Below are 16425 nucleotides of genomic sequence, written 5' to 3' on the forward strand. Positions count from 1 at the left end.
GTAATATTCAATGTCCATGTGAGAAGATGGCCTTGGCTTTTACCCGTCCCCATAGATACTTTGGTGCGGCTTCAATGTGCCGTCAAGTATGATTTTAAAACTCACCTGCCTCACCCCATTGTATATTGTGTAAATAGTACTTTACTTCACACACTCCCTGGTGCTTTATGCGGCAACAGCAGCAAGTATTCTGGCCGGTTCAAATCCATGAACCTCACCGGCATAACGAGCCCGGCGCAGATCCCCCACCCCACTCTTCACTCCGGCCATTCGGGCCAATCTCCGAATCACGGCATATATATGTCCCGGCTTCATCGACCACCCCGGACCAGATCCTACAAACAGGTAGTCGCCCCGCAGTATCGGCCTGAGAATTCCGTAATGTTCCAAAGCCAGGCAGGCCCTGGCATGCAGAGAGACCCGGCGCTCACCCACAGCTATGGAGTCAGAATCAGCATTCCAGCCAACCTCATATCTGAGGCTGCACAGTTCGCGTACCGACAGGCCAGCGTAAAGCAGCTCCACCACAGCGCGATCCCGTATATTAATAACATCCTGGTGGACTTCGGCACGCAGGCGTTGGACCCCGTCCCAGGCCTTTTGCATCTGTTCTTTGTTTATTTCCTCGCGGCCAGCGCGGGAAACCAGTTCCAAAGGATTGCCTTTTAGTAATCCCTTGCTCAGCAGGAAACGAGCAAAAGCAGACAGGGCCGACAAGCGCCGGTTTACGGTGGAAGGACGCAGATCCCGGTCGTATAAGAGATTGTCTTTGTAAGATTGCAATTTATGGGGATTAAACTGTTTTAACAGGCCGCCATTCTTCTTTTGGCTGCCGCAATAAGTGGCAAACTCAGCCAGAGCTCGGCCATAACTCTTGACAGTAGACTCCTTGCGGCCCTGCAGCCGCAGGTAGGCAGCAAAACAAACCCGGTAATTCATCAGCAATCCCCTCTTTGGCAGATGATAGTACATCTTATGTATTTGGAAGGAATTGGCTATTTCTGAAACCTACCTCATTAGCCACCTGTAATCCTGCCTACAATCCACAATATATTCAACGTACACTGTCTGATCCTTGATTTGGTATAAAATTAGATACCATTTTTCAATGAACATCTTGTGGTATTTGTTTGGCGGAATAAACTCGGCCTCCAGAAAAGGGAAACGTTCCGGCATGTGATGGAGGGTACGGATGGCACCTATCAAATCGTTTTTGATTTTGCGGGCGGCGGTGGGACTTTTCTGCGCCAGAAACCGGACCTGGCACGCCAGCATTTGACGGGCGCGTTCGGAAACAATCACCTTATAATGAGGCTTTCTATCCATGTTCCGCCTCATCAATAATGCTATCCAGATAGCTGTCCAGTTCATCTGGCGTTACTCCGGCACGACCGGCCAGACGATCTTCCTCTACGGCCAGCAGTTCTTCCCGCAGCTTCAGCATTTTTTCACGGCGGGCAAACGATTCTATATCCATCACCACCAGATCGCCCTCGCCGTTTTTAGTAAGATACACCGGCTCACCGGTAGACCTGCACAAATCAGCTATCTCATTATAGTTCTGCCGGATGCTTGCGGACGGTTTAATCTGCACGGGATCAACCCCTCATAGTATAATTATAATAATATTATATGTTTATCATGCTATGTCATCAACTGCTTTGTTTGTCGTCGATCTCTTTGATAATTCTCCCCCAGAAGCAAAAACATTTTTCGGATTTGATTACCTGGATATCATCATCCTTGGCTTTAAGGGATTCCCGCATCTTTTGTAAATCGAACCATTGATCTTATTGTAGACCTGCGAACTTCAAATCGCCTGCCTTCTCAAAATGCACTTCAGGCAGAACGATTTTAATCTCGTCTTCCGAGTCTTCCTTTTGCCAGTACACAATAAATCTCACCTGGGCGTCCTTAGGTCGGTAGCCCTTACTGATCCAAGCACCAATTTCCCTGGCTGCCTGTTTAGATACCATTATTACCGGCACCCCTTTGGCAGTGCGGCAGCATTCCCCGTCAAAGCTCAGCACATCGCCGCTTTTTAGGCCATTAATCATATTCTGGCGGGGTATAAAGAAATCCAGCCAAACATCCTTATGAGTAAGCTGCATGGCCAGATGAGCCGGATGCACATATTGCTTGGAGTCGAAGCAAATATTAAGGCCCTCAGTTTTGATGTTGTCGAGATAGTTCCCATTGCAATGAATGGTCAGATTCCTTATTGCCCTGGTCATGCCCACATATAGCAGGCGTTTGCGTTCGTCCGCACCGGTGTTGAAATGGTCCAGCATCAAGAACACGTTGTCAAACTCGCGTCCCTTGGCTTTGTGTATAGTTGAAACAAATATAGTCTCCCTGTTGAAACCGAAGAAATCCTCCAGCTTGGATTCGCGGATAAACATCTCCAAATCGGACTTATATTTTGTACTTGGGTTGGTATATTCAAAATCCTTGACGACATTGGCAGTTATATCGAAATTGGCACTATCGCCGTATTTTCGCTTCAGTGCCCATTTAGCTCTTACCCACATATCATCGCTAACGGTGTAGCTGCCATCATCCATCTGCAGCCGGTTCAAGAAAAACCTTATTTCCAAGAGGTTGTATAGATTGAATCCATCATTGGTTTGAATCAGCCGCGCTGTCATCCCGTTTTTCATAAGCAATCCGGTTATTTGCAGGGCCTCTTCATTGGTATTGGTTAATACACAGGTCGATCCGGTCAGTTCCGCCGACAGGATATCATTCACCAGCGGAGTGATCAGGTTAGTATTTCTGCTATACCGTATCAGCCTTATGGTGCCATTGTCTTTTTGCTGCGCTATTATCGGGGTTTCTTTTAATCTGTACGGTATCCTTTTTACATACTGGTTGGTATAGTCAACTAGATTGCTTTTACTGCGATAGTTCTCTACCAATTCGTACTTGACCGCACCTTTGTCCTCCAGAATCATTTTAAGGTACTTCGAGCTGGCCCCTCTGAACTCATAGATATTCTGGTCATCATCTCCCACCGCAATCAGGCGCATGTCCTCATTCTGCTCCAGCAAAGCCTCAACCAAGGCATATTCGTTTGCATCCATGTCCTGGGCTTCGTCGATTACCAAGACTGTCTTGGTAATTCGGCTGGGCTCCACTTCCCCGTTCTTTATCTTTTTAACCGTTTCTTGTATGATATCTGCCGAATTTTCCACAGTGCCAACCCGTCCCAATAAGTCGAAGCAATAAGAGTGGAAGGTCTTAATTTCAACAAAATGGGCAGCAGAGCCGATCAGCTTAATGAGGCGTTTCTTAAATTCAGTGGCCGCAGACCTCGAAAAGGTCACCATCAGTAATTGTTCGTGCTTGACATCTTCCATGAAAAGCAAGGAAGCCAGCTTGTGCACCAGAATCCTGGTCTTGCCACTCCCCGGTCCGGCTGCCACTACTATGTACTTTGATTTACTGTCATTGATGATTTCCAATTGCAGCGGTGATAACTGGCCAAATACCTCTCTGAACTTCTGTGGTGTAATGGGTCTATTAATCTCATCTTTTCGATTCCCCTTAAAATATTTAGTCAAAAAGGTATTATAGTTCAGCCGGAAATAATCATCAACGAATTCCAGGGCGGCTTTGTACGACTCCAGCATCTTGCGGGCGTATTCTCCGACAATGTGAATCTGCTGGGTTTTATTCTGGTAGTACTGGTTGAGCTTCGAGTAGTCCTCGTTTTTATAATTCTTGCGATTGTTTTTCTCCAGTCGTTCTATAGTGAGCGCGTTGTAGACTACCAGGAAGCCGCCTTCAATGGTAAGGGCTTCTATTCTTGACAAATAAAAAAGTGCGTCCTCAATCTCTTTTAAGCCGACCTCTCTATCGAAAAGCCCTATTTGATTATCTATATGCTCTTTCAGTTCCAACAGGGAAAACTCAACCAGAACCTCATTCGAGCTAGTCTCTTCCCCACTGCTGAGCTGGTAAAAATACTCAACTATATTGTCTGCCAAATCATTGCGCCTGGCCACTAGCTTCACAAATTCATCCTGGTCATACATAAACTTGGCCGCGATATGGTTCGTGGAGACATGCTGTTTCTTTATCCATTGCTTTATAGCCCATAAATTTAAGATAGTCTTGATTTTTGAGGTGGTGGTATCATTGCAGCCAGTTTCCTGGGCATCCTGATTCAGTTTCTTGATATTAAATACTTCTTCTTCGCTTCCTACCATATCTGAAACTAAGAACCTTTCGATGCGGTGGAATGATTTCAATATATTCCGAGAACGGTTGGCGTTGTCTTGCTTCCTGATAAAGACTGTTAAGTCTTTTCTGTCGCCCAGTATTTTCTCCAGGCGCAGCAGATTAACTGCATCGACCACTTCCTCTTTTTCCAAGCCCAAGTGATCTGCGATATAGTCAACCCTGCTTTCCGGTGAATCATCCAATTGCTGCCTGCTTCGGCTTGAAATCAGCTTCTTGATAATTCGTATAGCATTTACCCTTTGTTTCTCATCAAACCTTTGCGATGCGTTTATGCGGTTAATGGCCTCTTCAGCAGTCTTCACTTGGATGCTGTCAGCGTACACCCGGGGCATATTCTGGCCGCGCCGGATATACCCAGACTGTTCCAAAGCCAAAACAGCGGTTTTGACTCTGGTTTCAATCTCTTTCACATTATCGTCCCATCCAGCTCTTCTAGCGATCTCCAGAGCTGACCGGGAAGCGGTAGCCCTAAATCTGGTGATATCTTTAATCGCTTTCCATATCTGCTGGATTTCTTGAATGCTGAGTTTGGTTTGGTTGAGAAGGATAAAGTGCTTGCTCAAATCATCATCATTAAACAGAACGAAACAATCGGCGGATATACTCTCATCCCGCCCCGCCCGGCCGGCTTCCTGAACGTAATTTTCCAGGGAGTCGGATATCTCGAAGTGGATTACCATGCCGACATCCTTCTTGTCCACTCCCATGCCAAAAGCCGATGTGGCCACCATTATCTGTACCTTGCCACTTATAAACAGATCCTGGTTTTCAGATTTTTCGCGATTATCCATCCTGCCATGATAGGGTCTAGCGGAAAAGCCATCGGCCGTCAGCCTCTCTGCCAATTGATAAGCCTTCCTGGTACGTGAAACGTAAATAATGGTGGGGCAGTTCTTTTCCTGAATCAAATCTCGAACGGTATTATACTTCTCTTCTTCGGTGTCTTTATGAAACACTCTGTAGCGCAGGTTGCGCCTAGTTGCTCTAGTAGAGAATAACTCCAGGTCAAGATTGAGTTTCTCTTTGAAATACTGGCGGATGTCTTCTATCACCTGAGGTTTGGCGGTAGCAGTGAAGCAGGACACCGGAATGCTATCGGCCAGGTTCTTCTGCTCTTGTAATGATTTGATGAAATCACCTATATACAAATAATCAACCCTGAAATCCTGCCCCCAGGAAGAAAAGCAATGCGCCTCATCAATTACAAAACGTACTACATTCCTGCCTAAGAGCAGACGTTCGATAGTCTTGGAGCGAAGGGACTCCGGGGAAATATAGAGTATCGAAGCAGAGCCTTCCTCTACCCGTTCGAATGACTTTGCCCGTTCAATCGGGTCGAGCAACCCGTTTATGGTCACTGCCTCAGTAATGCCCATTTTCTCCAGGTTGTCAACCTGGTCTTTCATGAGCGACTGTAAAGGAGAGATTACCACAGTCAGACCTTTGGTATTTTCACCGCTCATCAATGCCGGGATCTGAAAAGTAATCGATTTGCCGCCACCGGTAGGAAATATTGATAAAAGCGATCGGTTGTCAATAGCCGCTTGTACAGCCTTCTCCTGTAAAGGCTCCCCGTCAAATGTTCGGTAGGAATCATAGCCGAAAAACCTCTTCAATCCTGCATGGACATCAAGTGCCTGGTTGCAGTAAGCGCAGCCCTTTATACAGGGTTTGCTGCGCAGTATGTACATTACCCTCTCTATATCAGGGTAGTTCCTGGTTACCCAGCGCGGCGTAATGGAATAGCGGCTGTTGGTATTGATTAGGGCCAGGCAGTAAGACAACTCTACCGGGTGTTCGGCAATAAGCCTCTCCAGATCGGCCCCTTCACACATCCGGCCTTGGAATTGTTGACGGATCATGCCCTCAATATTGTTCTCCGTTGACACAAATCCAACGAATTCAAAAAAGGATCGAAACTCCTCTTCATTCCCCAGGAGTCCATAATAGATCTGTTTTAATAAATCATCGGTTAGGTTAAAAGCGGTGACCTCGTCAAAGAACAGATCCCTGGCTTTGATGGCATCATTTAAAGGATTATTTAGTTCGTCGGTCTGTAGTTTATCGTCTTTTAGAAGGGCATGGTAAGGTTTCTTCGGAAACATCAAGGGGGAGAGATACAACGTATCTAATACCCGAAGCTCTTCAATCCCGGCTGTAGTCATCATAGGCCGTATATATTTTAAATCATGCTTGAAGATGTTATGACCGCATATGTACTCCGAGCCCCGCAAAAATGCTGCAAAATCAGAGCTTGAAGTGGAATGAAACGTACGATTATCACCCTTGATCGCGCCAAGGTCTAGTATCTTCCCGCTATTGGGCTCAACCTCGGTATCAATGAAAGTGATAGGTTTCATAGGTTCACCACCCTAGTAGTTCCACAATTAAATCTGCATCTCAATATCCTTACGTACGTCCATTCCTACAGCAATATTATCGATAAAATTCTAAAACACGGTCACCATACGGCTGTTTTTAGTTCTACGACACACTGATTCTTAATTTTATAACTACTAATCGTACTTAACCTCGCGCCTAAGCTGCTCAATAGAGTACCGTTCTCTATCTTCAATGCATATCTCGCTAAAATACACAGGGTGCTGGCTTAGCAATCGACTTATGTCAGAATTTAATATTAACTGCATATGATTGTGTTCAGCTACTTGCTTAACAGAATCAGTAATCCCTTCTACTACATGTGGAATATCGCCATTGGAATTCTTGCGTCAATCAGGCAATCGTTTCGGCTTTGCGGTTACCCGGTTGTAAGTGAGATGTATTCATCTCATTAATTTGCTTTAAATAGTTCCAAAGCCTACCATTCTGCTTAAGCTCAGGGATGCTTGGATCGAAATTAGGAGGAGTTGGCTTAAAACGACCGTCGTCTCGCTGCAGTTCGTATTCCTTACGCTGGTAATCACGCAGAGCGTCTATGTTGATCTCATCTACCAGAATCGAATGGTTAGTTCCGCCTTTTGTTTTAATTAAATCCCTCAACTCGGCTTTGGTGGGAGATATGACCCGGCTATCTCCAAAGTCGGAAGAGTTGGCCTGGATACAATAACAATGCAAATCCCGGCACAAGGTCTCCATAATACTACCAAAGTAAGGAATATCTCGATTCCATTCAACGGCCACCGTCAAATCCGCGAAGGATTGGAATAGCGCACGTTCTTCAATGGATGCCAACTCAAAGCAGCAATAAACGGAGAACCACAGATCCTTCCAATGAAACAACTGATACTCGTTACCATGAAGTGGTTCCAATCGGTATCCTTTGATTTTTCGTTTTTCTTCTGGAGAGAAATGAGCCTTTTGGTGGTAAACGATATGGGCAAATTTATACTCATCTTTGCGATACGGAAGAATCACTGCAGTCAAGTTATAAACTTGCTGTTGTCTGCCCTCAACCTTGGGCGAGAGAATATGCTCCACGCCTGTAATTAGCGCCATTTGATTGTATGCGCACAATCTAGAAATATTAGGAATCCACTCCCATGGAAGAAAGTTTTCCGGTAGTACCAGCAGATCTACGTTCAGCACAAGTGCCTCTTTTAACAGATTGTAAACCTGTTGATATCTTTCATAGGATCGATTGGGGGTTCCAGTCAGCGCCAGCTTGAAATCATTTTCATATAGTCTCGCATTCCCGATGGCGACTTTGATCTTTTTGGCCGCTGGCGTATCAACAGATACCGCATAACATGGTTTAGCTCTGTTATGGATCTTTTCAACTTTGATATTTTCAAATTCAGATATCTTGCTCGTATCCTTCTCTATACAATAATTATCAAGTAAATAGCGTTCTCGAATGTGAGCCCATTGTTCGCCAGGCGAAGCAATTTCTTTCCCGGCGGCGATATTTTTACATGCGAAAGCGTATGAGATTTCCTGTGGTGTTACCATATAAGGGAAGTACACATAGCTTTTCGACATCTTTGTCCAGTCGACGCTAGCAATGAAAGATTCCAAATGACACAGATTGATAGTTTTATCCTTCTGTGTAAATACATTTTCTTTCAGCCATCCAATGGGTAGTGGCAATACGTATTTGTTAACCATGCGACTGCGGCAATATTGAGTGCGTAGCTCTGTTACTTTATGGAACAAGGTTGCTTCATTTTGGAATACCTTCCCTACAGCATCTTGAATGTGTTTCAAAACGTCATCTATTTTAGGTCCCCAGTATAGAGCCGTAGTACGGCAAACAGCTACGTTCAGATATAAAACCAGTGCATGACGGGATTGGTTCTCCGGCACTTTGATGAGCTCAGGCGGGACATTATATGCAGCAATAGCATCTATGATATTTATTACCAGCTTTTCGTAATTCTCTAGGCGGTCATTGACGATCATTATTTCCAAAAGGCGTTCCCAAAGCGTATAGTTTTCGATAAGAGTGCGCTTGTTTAGAATGGTCAGCAAATCTCGGTCGAAAGCGCTTTCCTTCTTATCACGTATCATACTGCCGGCCTTGCGGTATTTTCCAAGAAATTTAGATAAAGAAAACTTATCCACAGAAACACCTGTGACACCGCGCAGCTTGTGTAGGGTCTCATCATTTTGCATCTTGAAAATTTCGCTATAATTGTTTTTCCCCAATATATGATCCATATCTGGCAAAAAGCGAAACTCACTGGCGTTCTGCCCGATTTGAGTGCGGAAGCAATCAAGCAGAGCCCTGGTCGCTCCTTCTCGGAAGTAAAATACCTTTACCTTATCATTTTGAATTTGGATTTCCGGCTTAACCGTTGATGTACTGTCTTTCAGCAAAACAGCCGGGTTAATGCGATAACCTATACCTTGATACTTGTCGCAGTTTTCTTGATTACTATATTCCTGTTTGCTTGCTTCCTGCTTTTTTTCAAATGTCCTTTTCTGTGAAGGGGTCATTTCATCTAATTCCAGCGGCAGAAAGAGTTGAATCTGCTTGCAGACATCTGGCATCTTCTCTACCTCAGAGCAGGAGCAGAAATAGTATTCGATTACATCCTGGGCTGTAAGCTTGGAGCCATCCGTGCTCTTTCCATGTGCTCGCTTGCGCAGGGGACTATTTTTTTCCACCTTGTCTACTATGATAATATCGTCTACATATCTTCCGTAGTACACCGGATTAAATCGTCGATTGATAGCCTCGTCAAAAGGGGTTAGTATCCAGTTTGAAAGGATGTTCGATGGCAAAAATCCAATAGGTAGAAATACACGTTCACCCAAAGGAAGCTCTGGGTCAGAATTTATCTCACGAACCTTCTGAGAATACTCCTTCAGGACACGATAAACGAAGTCGTGTAACTGCTTTGCCCAGACAGGGAGTTCTTTGTTATGTGAAGCGAATTGAAAAATTCTGTCAAAGCTATCCTCAGGAAAATGCACTCCGTAGAAAAAGCTACGCAGGTCAAGCGTTATAATCAACGCATCCTGCTTGTTATCTAGTCGTTCCTTTGCATATGACAAAGCAGTATCCCGCCAGCTTTCATACTGGGAGAAATAAGGTTCAAACAAATAAGGGGAGTAAGTAATATCTCCACTGTCAGCGTTGTAAAGATTCTTGCGCAGGCGGTTTCCATAGGAATGCTCATACATGAGCAGGTTATCTGTGTCATTACGATTATCCAGTTCCGCACCGACGGTAAGCACCCATATAGTACCGAGAATATGTCCACCTACCGGCAAATCAATAAAGTACTGCGCCTTTTCCATCTCAATCGGCTCATTGTCTGCATTGAAAATCACCTGATTTTCCGGCCAAGAGTGAAGCTTTTTGGGATAGACTAGTACATCAATTTTGCTGGTGATATCTTCTACATAATCCTTCCATTTATCGTCGTTCTGTTCGAGAACTTCTACTATTTTGTCAAGGTTTTCTTCTAGACTCTCGTTTTCAAAGGATACAAGCTGATGAATCAGCGGGAGTCGTGTTTTATCAAAATACACATTGCCTTTGAGTTTTTTGTAAGCTTTCTTGACCCACTCTTTTGTTGAACAGTCGTTATTCATGGCCAATCCCCTTCATCCAATAAGAATATCTTCTAAAAGTTCCTTTCCGTATCGCGCAGCCTTGACCTCTCCCACGCCGGAAATCTGCAAAAATAAATTGTCCATGGCAAAACCCCAAATAAGAACTTCAATTTTGTGATTGCCTTGTCGGTTAATCCTCGTAGATTTCGTCCTTATCCATTTCCTCTCCGCTAGATTCACTGTCACTTAGAGCTACGTCTATGGATGGTTGTTTACCCATTGCTTTTTCAATTAGGTCAAGAAACGCCCGAAGCCGGTATTCAAAAAACCCTTCAAAATCATCTTTTCTTATCATCGATGGTTCGATCAAGTGCGAACACAATATTTCATCCATTCTATCAGGCTCAATTTCTGCGGTCTTCTGCAACCGTGCTAAGTACAGACTTGGAGCTTTGCCACCTATCATACGGTTGGTTTTTGCAGACAGGGGAGTTTTGTTCAAAATGCAATCGCAACGCCTGGCTTTAATGTTGTTATTTCTACAATAGTCTCTAGGGAATATGTGGTGAATATCGATTTTCTCATCGAAGTACTTCTGGTGGTCAACTGGATCTCCACTACGAAAATCTTGTCCACCAAAACGTAACAGCAGCGCTGATAGCCCCTTATAGGCTGCACTATTACGGGTTCTGAGGCTAAATAGCCTTGATGCAACAAAATTGGCATCTGTAATGGTACTTGGCTCGTTGCCTCCGTTAATCCATTGCACTAACTCAGGAAAATCCTTTGAAAACCTGGTTTCAATAGCACCGCCATACAGTTCTCCCAGAACCCCACACCAATACCACCTAGCAATCTTATTCTTAACCCCATCAGTATCAGCCTTATCTTTAAGCAACCCCAAAAAAGCCGCTAGCGGAACCAACTGAGTACGGTAAGGAAGATCCCGGCTGTCATAGATTTTCTGATTGTATAAGAATTGAACCGCCCGTAAAAAACCATCGGTTGCTACATTTGCCCAGCTTTGATAATCTGCTAATGACAAACTAAGTATGTCTTTACGTTTACAACTCACTGCAGTCTTACTATCTTTCAATCTCTTATCATATGTAGCCAGCAGGGTAACCGCCTGTAAGAAATCAGTATTCTCTAATCCCCTCAGCACCTTATGTTTGTATAACTGCTTCTCTCTTTCCGCCCAATCGTCACGTAATTGAAAATCTTCAGCAGCATATGTAGCGGTTAGCAACTCAAAAACTGTCAAGGATACTCCTCCGGTATTGACTTTCTCAAAGACCTGGCAGACCGCTTCCTTGGGAGTATCCTTTCCCAATGTAATCACGGGAATTTGATACTGTTCAAACCGTTTTATAATCTCTTTATTAAACTCGTTAAAACGTTTCAGTTTGTCTTTGTTATACTCGAAGTATTCATCATATCCAGACTTCCATTCAAAGAAATCCTGTATAAGCGAAAGTGGGAATACTCCTGCCTCATATTCTTTTTCCCACGTACTGAAGTCTTCCACTGGTTTTCCCCAAAGATCTTTCTTTATTTTTTCAGCGGGAACCGAAATAATTGCCTCTTCTCTATCAATTTGGGGATCCAAAGCCTTATCGATATCAATATAGTACCAGCGTGTAATTGGCGTATTGCGGCTGTCTTTTGTGGATACCGGTTCTCCCAAAAACAGTGCCTGGAACAGAGAAGTTAACCGTTGCTGACCGTCTAGAATTAAGCAATCCGGGTCTGGTTTGCTACCAGATAGCTTTGCTCCCTCAACCAAACGAGTCTTAAATCTGACGTCGGTATTCCCGGTCTGCATCATCATAACCGCTCCAATTGGGTAAGACAATGAGACACTCGCCAAAATACTTTTAATGTGTTCATCATCCCATACCCACCCACGTTGAAAATCTGGTAGTTGCGTCTTTCCATGTTGTATATCATTTAACAGTTTAAAAAGGTATTCTTTTGTACTATCAAAGGTTGAAATATTCATACTATCCTCCCTGTACAGAGTATTGCAGCCAATTCGGGCCAAAGGTCTCGGCAAACAGCTCCACAAACAGCTCTTCCGCCTCGGTGGCCCTATCCACGGACGGAAAATACTAATAATCTTTCATAAAGTCTCCTCCCCCATCAGCAGGAGCTCTCTCTAATATATCCTCTTGTCCGTATAACCCTGTCTCCGAACGTAAGCGTCAAACACGAACACCTATAAATCAAGAATCACTTGTAGTATCCTTATGATCTGGCATTCTGCAATCAACTGGCAGTGAATCTGACCAGGGTAGCAAGCTATTTATGGTTGCAGAATCTTGCGTATTTACATTGGGTAAGTGTTCAAACAGATAAACAAGGTAATTGTAGGGCTTCAGATTATTCTCCTTAGCCGTTTCGATAATGCTGTATATGATTGCACTCCCCTTGGCACCCCTGGGGGTGTTTGAGAATAGGAAGTTCTTACGTCCAATAATAAACGGCTTAATCGAGCGCTCCGCCCGATTGTTATCTATCTCCAACCTACCATCCAGCAGGAAGTGGTTTAAATCATCCCATTGATTCAAACAATAAGTGATGGCCTGACCAAAGGCGCTCTTAGGCAGAGTTTGTTGCCGCTGTTTTTTGAGCCAGGTGTAAAAGTCGTCGAGCATCGGCTTACTTAACTCCAGCCGTTTTTCGTAACGTTGCTGACTGGATAGCTCTTTCAATTGTCGCTCAATAACAAATAATCGATTACAGTAATCTAAACCCACGCTAGCTGCCACTGGCTTGTCTTTCTGCTCAGTAGGCAATGCCTTTAGTGCTTCGGTAAATTTCCTGCGTGCATGCGCCCAGCAGCCAACCAGTGTCACACCAGTCAGTTTACCATAGCCACTGTAGCCATCGGTTTGCAGATAGCCCGTAAATCCAGACAAGAAACTGTTCGGATGTTTGCTGGCTCTAGTTGTCTGGTAATCATACAGAACAATAGCTGGCCCATCCCTTCCGGTTCGGTAGAGCCACATGTAGGACTTGGATTCGGCTAAACGGCCCGGTTCTTTCAATACTTGCAGGGTTGACTCGTCAGCATGCAGGATATCCCGCTGAAGCAGCTGCTCATGCATTCGGTCATAGATTATCTTAAGCCAGGGATCGGCGGCATTTAGCAACCAATTTGCCATGGTCTGGCGTGACAGATCAATACCCAGACGCGAAAACTGCTGTTCCTGACGGTACAAAGGCAGACTGCTGGTGTACTTTTGATCCATTATGTAAGCCAATATGGAGGGGGAAGCCAGGCTGCCCGGTAATATTGGCTTGGGCATTTCAGCCTTAATTATCGGTGTCGTAATGTTATCTGTTTCGCACTGACGGCAAGCATATATGTATTGGACATGTTTGACGACTGAAACCTGGGCCGGTATGATCTTAAGTTCCTGCCTGACCTGAGTGCTCATCTCATGCAGGGCACACTTACAGCTTGGGCAGAATTGCTCGTGTTCTTCAAGACGGTATTCGATAACTTCAACCGGCAGGTCCTTAAGCTTGTCTTCTCTCTGACCGGCCTGCTTTTTCTTGCGCTGATATGTGATCGTTTCCACGGTCGGCTCTTCAAGCTCGGGGTTCGCACTATCTTCAGCTTCATTAAACAGGCTGATCTGCTCTGGAGTGGTCTTCTCACTAGAAGCACCGAACTGCTTTGCACGGCTCAACCGGAACTGTTCCTCATACCACTTTAATTTGGCATTAAGCTCAGCAATTTGTTGGTTCTGTTTAAGTATCTCAGCATTGAGTTGTTCAATTATCAAGTCCGAATTTTCTTGCATATCCATAGCTATATTATACCGTAAAATCGGCCTTTTTGCACTATGAAAATGCCTAAATATCCGGGTTTAGAACCGTTTTCTGTTAAAGAATAATTCGTTGTTTAACTGCTTTATGAGCCTGAGTTTGTTTTATAGATAAGCCATCCAGTAGCCAGCGGAATTCGCGGTAGCTGATGCTAACCACCTCGGTTTTATCTGTCGGCCAGTTAAACTTGCCGCGCTCCAAACGCCGGTAATGCAACCAGAAGCCATTATGCTCCCACTGCAATATCTTGAGTTTGTCACGCTTGCGATTGCAGAACACAAATAGACTCGGGCTAAACGGATCCAGATCAAACGCTTCTTTGACTAACACTGCCAATCCGTCAATCGATTTTCTAAGATCAGTACTGCCGCAGGCCAGATAAACCTGCCTGATTGATATTTCACTGATCATATTGTCTGCAGGACCTGCATGATCTCGCGCAACAGCTGCTGATCAAATCCTTTTTTGACCTCAATTGTTGCTTGTCCGATATGCATTGCTATGGTGTCTGGGTCAAGACTTACCCGGTCTAATCCCAGGGCAAGCCATTTTACAGGTTGATTGTTGTCCGCCTGGCTGAAGCGCAGCTTCTTACGCCAATAGTAAAATTGATGTACTTTGACTGAATGATCATTGCACCAGGCAGCTATACTTTTACCGCTGACTTGATGTTCTGCCAGACGCTGTTCCCACAGGCTGCGCAGATCATTGCCTATCATTCCTGAACACCTCATTGTTTTTGTGTTCAGGTTATTTTCTCATCTTTTGTTGCTACGCTCATATGTGTGAAGTTTTTGACGCTTACATCTCAAAAGCATTACCTGATCCAATTGTTCCAGTAATTTTATCATGGAAAAACCTGGTCAATTCTTGATCAAACGGAGTTGAAACTTCGCTAAGTATTATATCCTCTGCATCAGATTCAGGATTTTCTTTTATATACCTCTGTGAAAATTTTTTAGGGACATCATGTACGATAAGGGCATCAACGGCCAAAGTATTTAGACTATTTTTCATGTTTACGCTCCTTCGTTCAGCTCAAAACCTCACAAGAACATTGCTGTACTACTCTATCTTAAAAATTTTAGCTCCCTGGGCCAATAGCTGTCGGTTATATTCACTATCCAAAGTGTAGAATATCTGGTGTCTTTGCGACAATTCCAAACACAGTTGTTCTAAATTACCACACGGGTGTGCATACGGAATAAACAAAGTATGCGATAAAGCAGCCAGTATGCTGTTGCGTTTTAGAGAACTGGCTGTGCTAATGCGCTTTATATCAGTTTCAAACGGAGACAGCAAAAGCAAACGATCCTGATCGAGTAGGGTACGATATTCTGGTTTCAGGCGCATGCCTTGAAGGCTGCGCGCAAGCATGATAATAACAGGAGACGTGCCCCGTATTATAATCTGCAGCGCCTCCTGCTCGACCGGCGAATGAAAACCACTGGCAATGGAATAATCACAGTTGCGTATGACTTTGAAGATGTCGCCGATTTTTAATATCAGGGAGGGGGGGCAGTATTGTGAACAGGCAAATCCCATAACTTTATTTTGTAACAAAGAGGAATTGCCGAGGCAGTGGAGATACCCCGGTGCTTTTTCGCCCAGGCGTTGGTAGAGCGGGTGGGGATAATTTTCATTTCCTTTCGCTATAGAAAACGTTTTATTATTAATCATAACTTGGCTTCTAGGTACTTTCTCCCCTCATCGCTAATTTCCCAAATCCCCCGAGGAGAATCGTTTTTTAATAAGCCTTCGTCAACCATGGCTTGACGTGACCACTGAGCGGTATTTCGCCACAGATATAGTATCAGGATCAGGATGGCAGGTGGTCACAATCAACGTCTTTTAATATACCCATGTGCTTTTCCAGCTCAGCCAGAACTACCCCTGCATGCGCCGAGCCTCCGCTTTCACAAAGGATTTTCAGATATGGGCAGACGGATTCTGGTTACGGAAGTGCATTCCCCTGTGGGTAATCTTCCTGGCTCCGCGCTCATCAATCTCAGTATTACAGGGTTCCTATTTCAGCATCCTGTAACCTTCTTCATCAGAAAACAGAGCCTCCCATTTCTTCAGCTGAAACTTCGTCTCTGAAAGATAATGAGTCTGGAGCTTCTTTACTAGGTTGCGCTGAAAGTCCCTCTCTGCCAAACGTGGAGCATTGATTCTGCCCTAGGGTGACGCGCGTTTCAATTTTCCCTCCAGTAACATTTCGAAAGCCGCAGAAACATCGTCCAGATTGCGATCTAGTTTATACCCCCGTCCATTAATTAGTTTTATCCACAGACCCATTTAAAACCCATACGGTACTTTACTATCATAGTTAACAATAGTTTGTTTCCTCATCATAAAACCATAATGTTGCTGCGTTATCAA

Annotated in this window: 12 protein-coding genes; all 12 read right to left on the reverse strand. The window is 44.4% G+C overall.

Translation table 11 applies throughout. From position 1 onward, the window contains the following. Nucleotides 1-165: 165 nt before the first annotated feature. The 12 genes from AC15IQ_RS06060 to AC15IQ_RS06115 all read right to left on the reverse strand — a co-directional run bounded on the left by AC15IQ_RS06060 (nucleotide 166) and on the right by AC15IQ_RS06115 (nucleotide 15869). A complete protein-coding gene (locus tag AC15IQ_RS06060; RefSeq protein WP_483177856.1) occupies nucleotides 166-939 on the reverse strand; it encodes a tyrosine-type recombinase/integrase in 774 nt (257 codons plus the stop codon). A gap of 69 nt (nucleotides 940-1008) precedes the next feature. After that, complete coding sequence (locus AC15IQ_RS06065; RefSeq protein ID WP_483177858.1) at nucleotides 1009-1326, reverse strand: type II toxin-antitoxin system RelE/ParE family toxin; 318 nt, start codon at nucleotides 1324-1326, stop codon at nucleotides 1009-1011. Continuing rightward, the gene (locus tag AC15IQ_RS06070; RefSeq protein ID WP_483177859.1) at nucleotides 1319-1594 is read right to left on the reverse strand and encodes a type II toxin-antitoxin system Phd/YefM family antitoxin; all 276 of its coding nucleotides are present in this window, start codon (nucleotides 1592-1594) and stop codon (nucleotides 1319-1321) included. Before AC15IQ_RS06070 ends, AC15IQ_RS06065 begins: the two co-directional genes overlap by 8 nt. Before the next feature lie 196 nt (nucleotides 1595-1790). Next, nucleotides 1791-6605, reverse strand: coding sequence for a RecQ family ATP-dependent DNA helicase (locus tag AC15IQ_RS06075; RefSeq protein ID WP_483177861.1), 4815 nt, complete (start codon nucleotides 6603-6605; stop codon nucleotides 1791-1793). 373 nt (nucleotides 6606-6978) lie between these two features. Beyond that, the gene (locus tag AC15IQ_RS06080) at nucleotides 6979-10245 is read right to left on the reverse strand and encodes an RNA-dependent RNA polymerase family protein (RefSeq protein ID WP_483177863.1); all 3267 of its coding nucleotides are present in this window, start codon (nucleotides 10243-10245) and stop codon (nucleotides 6979-6981) included. 151 nt (nucleotides 10246-10396) lie between these two features. Further along, nucleotides 10397-12208 (reverse strand): GmrSD restriction endonuclease domain-containing protein, encoded by a 1812-nt coding sequence (locus AC15IQ_RS06085; RefSeq protein WP_483177865.1) that lies wholly within the window; start codon nucleotides 12206-12208, stop codon nucleotides 10397-10399. Nucleotides 12209-12431: 223 nt separating this feature from the next. After that, nucleotides 12432-14024 (reverse strand): IS66 family transposase, encoded by a 1593-nt coding sequence (gene tnpC, locus AC15IQ_RS06090; protein ID WP_483177867.1) that lies wholly within the window; start codon nucleotides 14022-14024, stop codon nucleotides 12432-12434. A gap of 76 nt (nucleotides 14025-14100) precedes the next feature. Then, on the reverse strand, nucleotides 14101-14454 hold the full coding sequence (gene tnpB, locus AC15IQ_RS06095; protein ID WP_483177868.1) for an IS66 family insertion sequence element accessory protein TnpB: 354 nt from the start codon (nucleotides 14452-14454) through the stop codon (nucleotides 14101-14103). Continuing rightward, on the reverse strand, nucleotides 14451-14762 hold the full coding sequence (gene tnpA / locus AC15IQ_RS06100) for an IS66 family insertion sequence element accessory protein TnpA (RefSeq protein ID WP_483177870.1): 312 nt from the start codon (nucleotides 14760-14762) through the stop codon (nucleotides 14451-14453). The genes tnpB and tnpA overlap by 4 nt, the downstream gene beginning before the upstream one ends. An 82-nt stretch (nucleotides 14763-14844) precedes the next feature. Continuing rightward, on the reverse strand, nucleotides 14845-15060 hold the full coding sequence (locus AC15IQ_RS06105) for a hypothetical protein (protein ID WP_483177872.1): 216 nt from the start codon (nucleotides 15058-15060) through the stop codon (nucleotides 14845-14847). Between the two features lie 48 nt (nucleotides 15061-15108). Further along, nucleotides 15109-15723 carry a DNA-processing protein DprA gene (locus AC15IQ_RS06110; RefSeq protein ID WP_483177873.1) on the reverse strand — a complete coding sequence of 205 codons (615 nt, stop codon included), beginning with the start codon at nucleotides 15721-15723 and terminating at the stop codon, nucleotides 15109-15111. After that, nucleotides 15720-15869: a winged helix-turn-helix domain-containing protein gene (locus AC15IQ_RS06115; RefSeq protein ID WP_483178609.1), complete on the reverse strand. Its 150-nt coding sequence runs from the start codon at nucleotides 15867-15869 to the stop codon at nucleotides 15720-15722. The genes AC15IQ_RS06110 and AC15IQ_RS06115 overlap by 4 nt, the downstream gene beginning before the upstream one ends. Nucleotides 15870-16425 lie beyond the last annotated feature (556 nt).

This window comes from Syntrophomonas sp. DTU019 (assembly GCA_913757435.1).
Classification (GTDB): Bacteria; Bacillota; Syntrophomonadia; order Syntrophomonadales; family Syntrophomonadaceae; genus DTU019.

Coding starts and splice junctions, on each gene's coding strand:
- tnpB (WP_483177868.1), bottom strand. CDS start 14,454: ATGATCAGTGAAATATCAATCAGGCAGGTTTATCTGGCCTGCGGCAGT.
- AC15IQ_RS06075 (WP_483177861.1), bottom strand. CDS start 6,605: ATGAAACCTATCACTTTCATTGATACCGAGGTTGAGCCCAATAGCGGG.
- tnpA (WP_483177870.1), bottom strand. CDS start 14,762: ATGATAGGCAATGATCTGCGCAGCCTGTGGGAACAGCGTCTGGCAGAA.
- AC15IQ_RS06110 (WP_483177873.1), bottom strand. CDS start 15,723: ATGATTAATAATAAAACGTTTTCTATAGCGAAAGGAAATGAAAATTAT.
- AC15IQ_RS06060 (WP_483177856.1), bottom strand. CDS start 939: ATGAATTACCGGGTTTGTTTTGCTGCCTACCTGCGGCTGCAGGGCCGC.
- tnpC (WP_483177867.1), bottom strand. CDS start 14,024: ATGGATATGCAAGAAAATTCGGACTTGATAATTGAACAACTCAATGCT.
- AC15IQ_RS06085 (WP_483177865.1), bottom strand. CDS start 12,208: ATGAATATTTCAACCTTTGATAGTACAAAAGAATACCTTTTTAAACTG.
- AC15IQ_RS06080 (WP_483177863.1), bottom strand. CDS start 10,245: ATGAATAACGACTGTTCAACAAAAGAGTGGGTCAAGAAAGCTTACAAA.
- AC15IQ_RS06105 (WP_483177872.1), bottom strand. CDS start 15,060: ATGAAAAATAGTCTAAATACTTTGGCCGTTGATGCCCTTATCGTACAT.
- AC15IQ_RS06065 (WP_483177858.1), bottom strand. CDS start 1,326: ATGGATAGAAAGCCTCATTATAAGGTGATTGTTTCCGAACGCGCCCGT.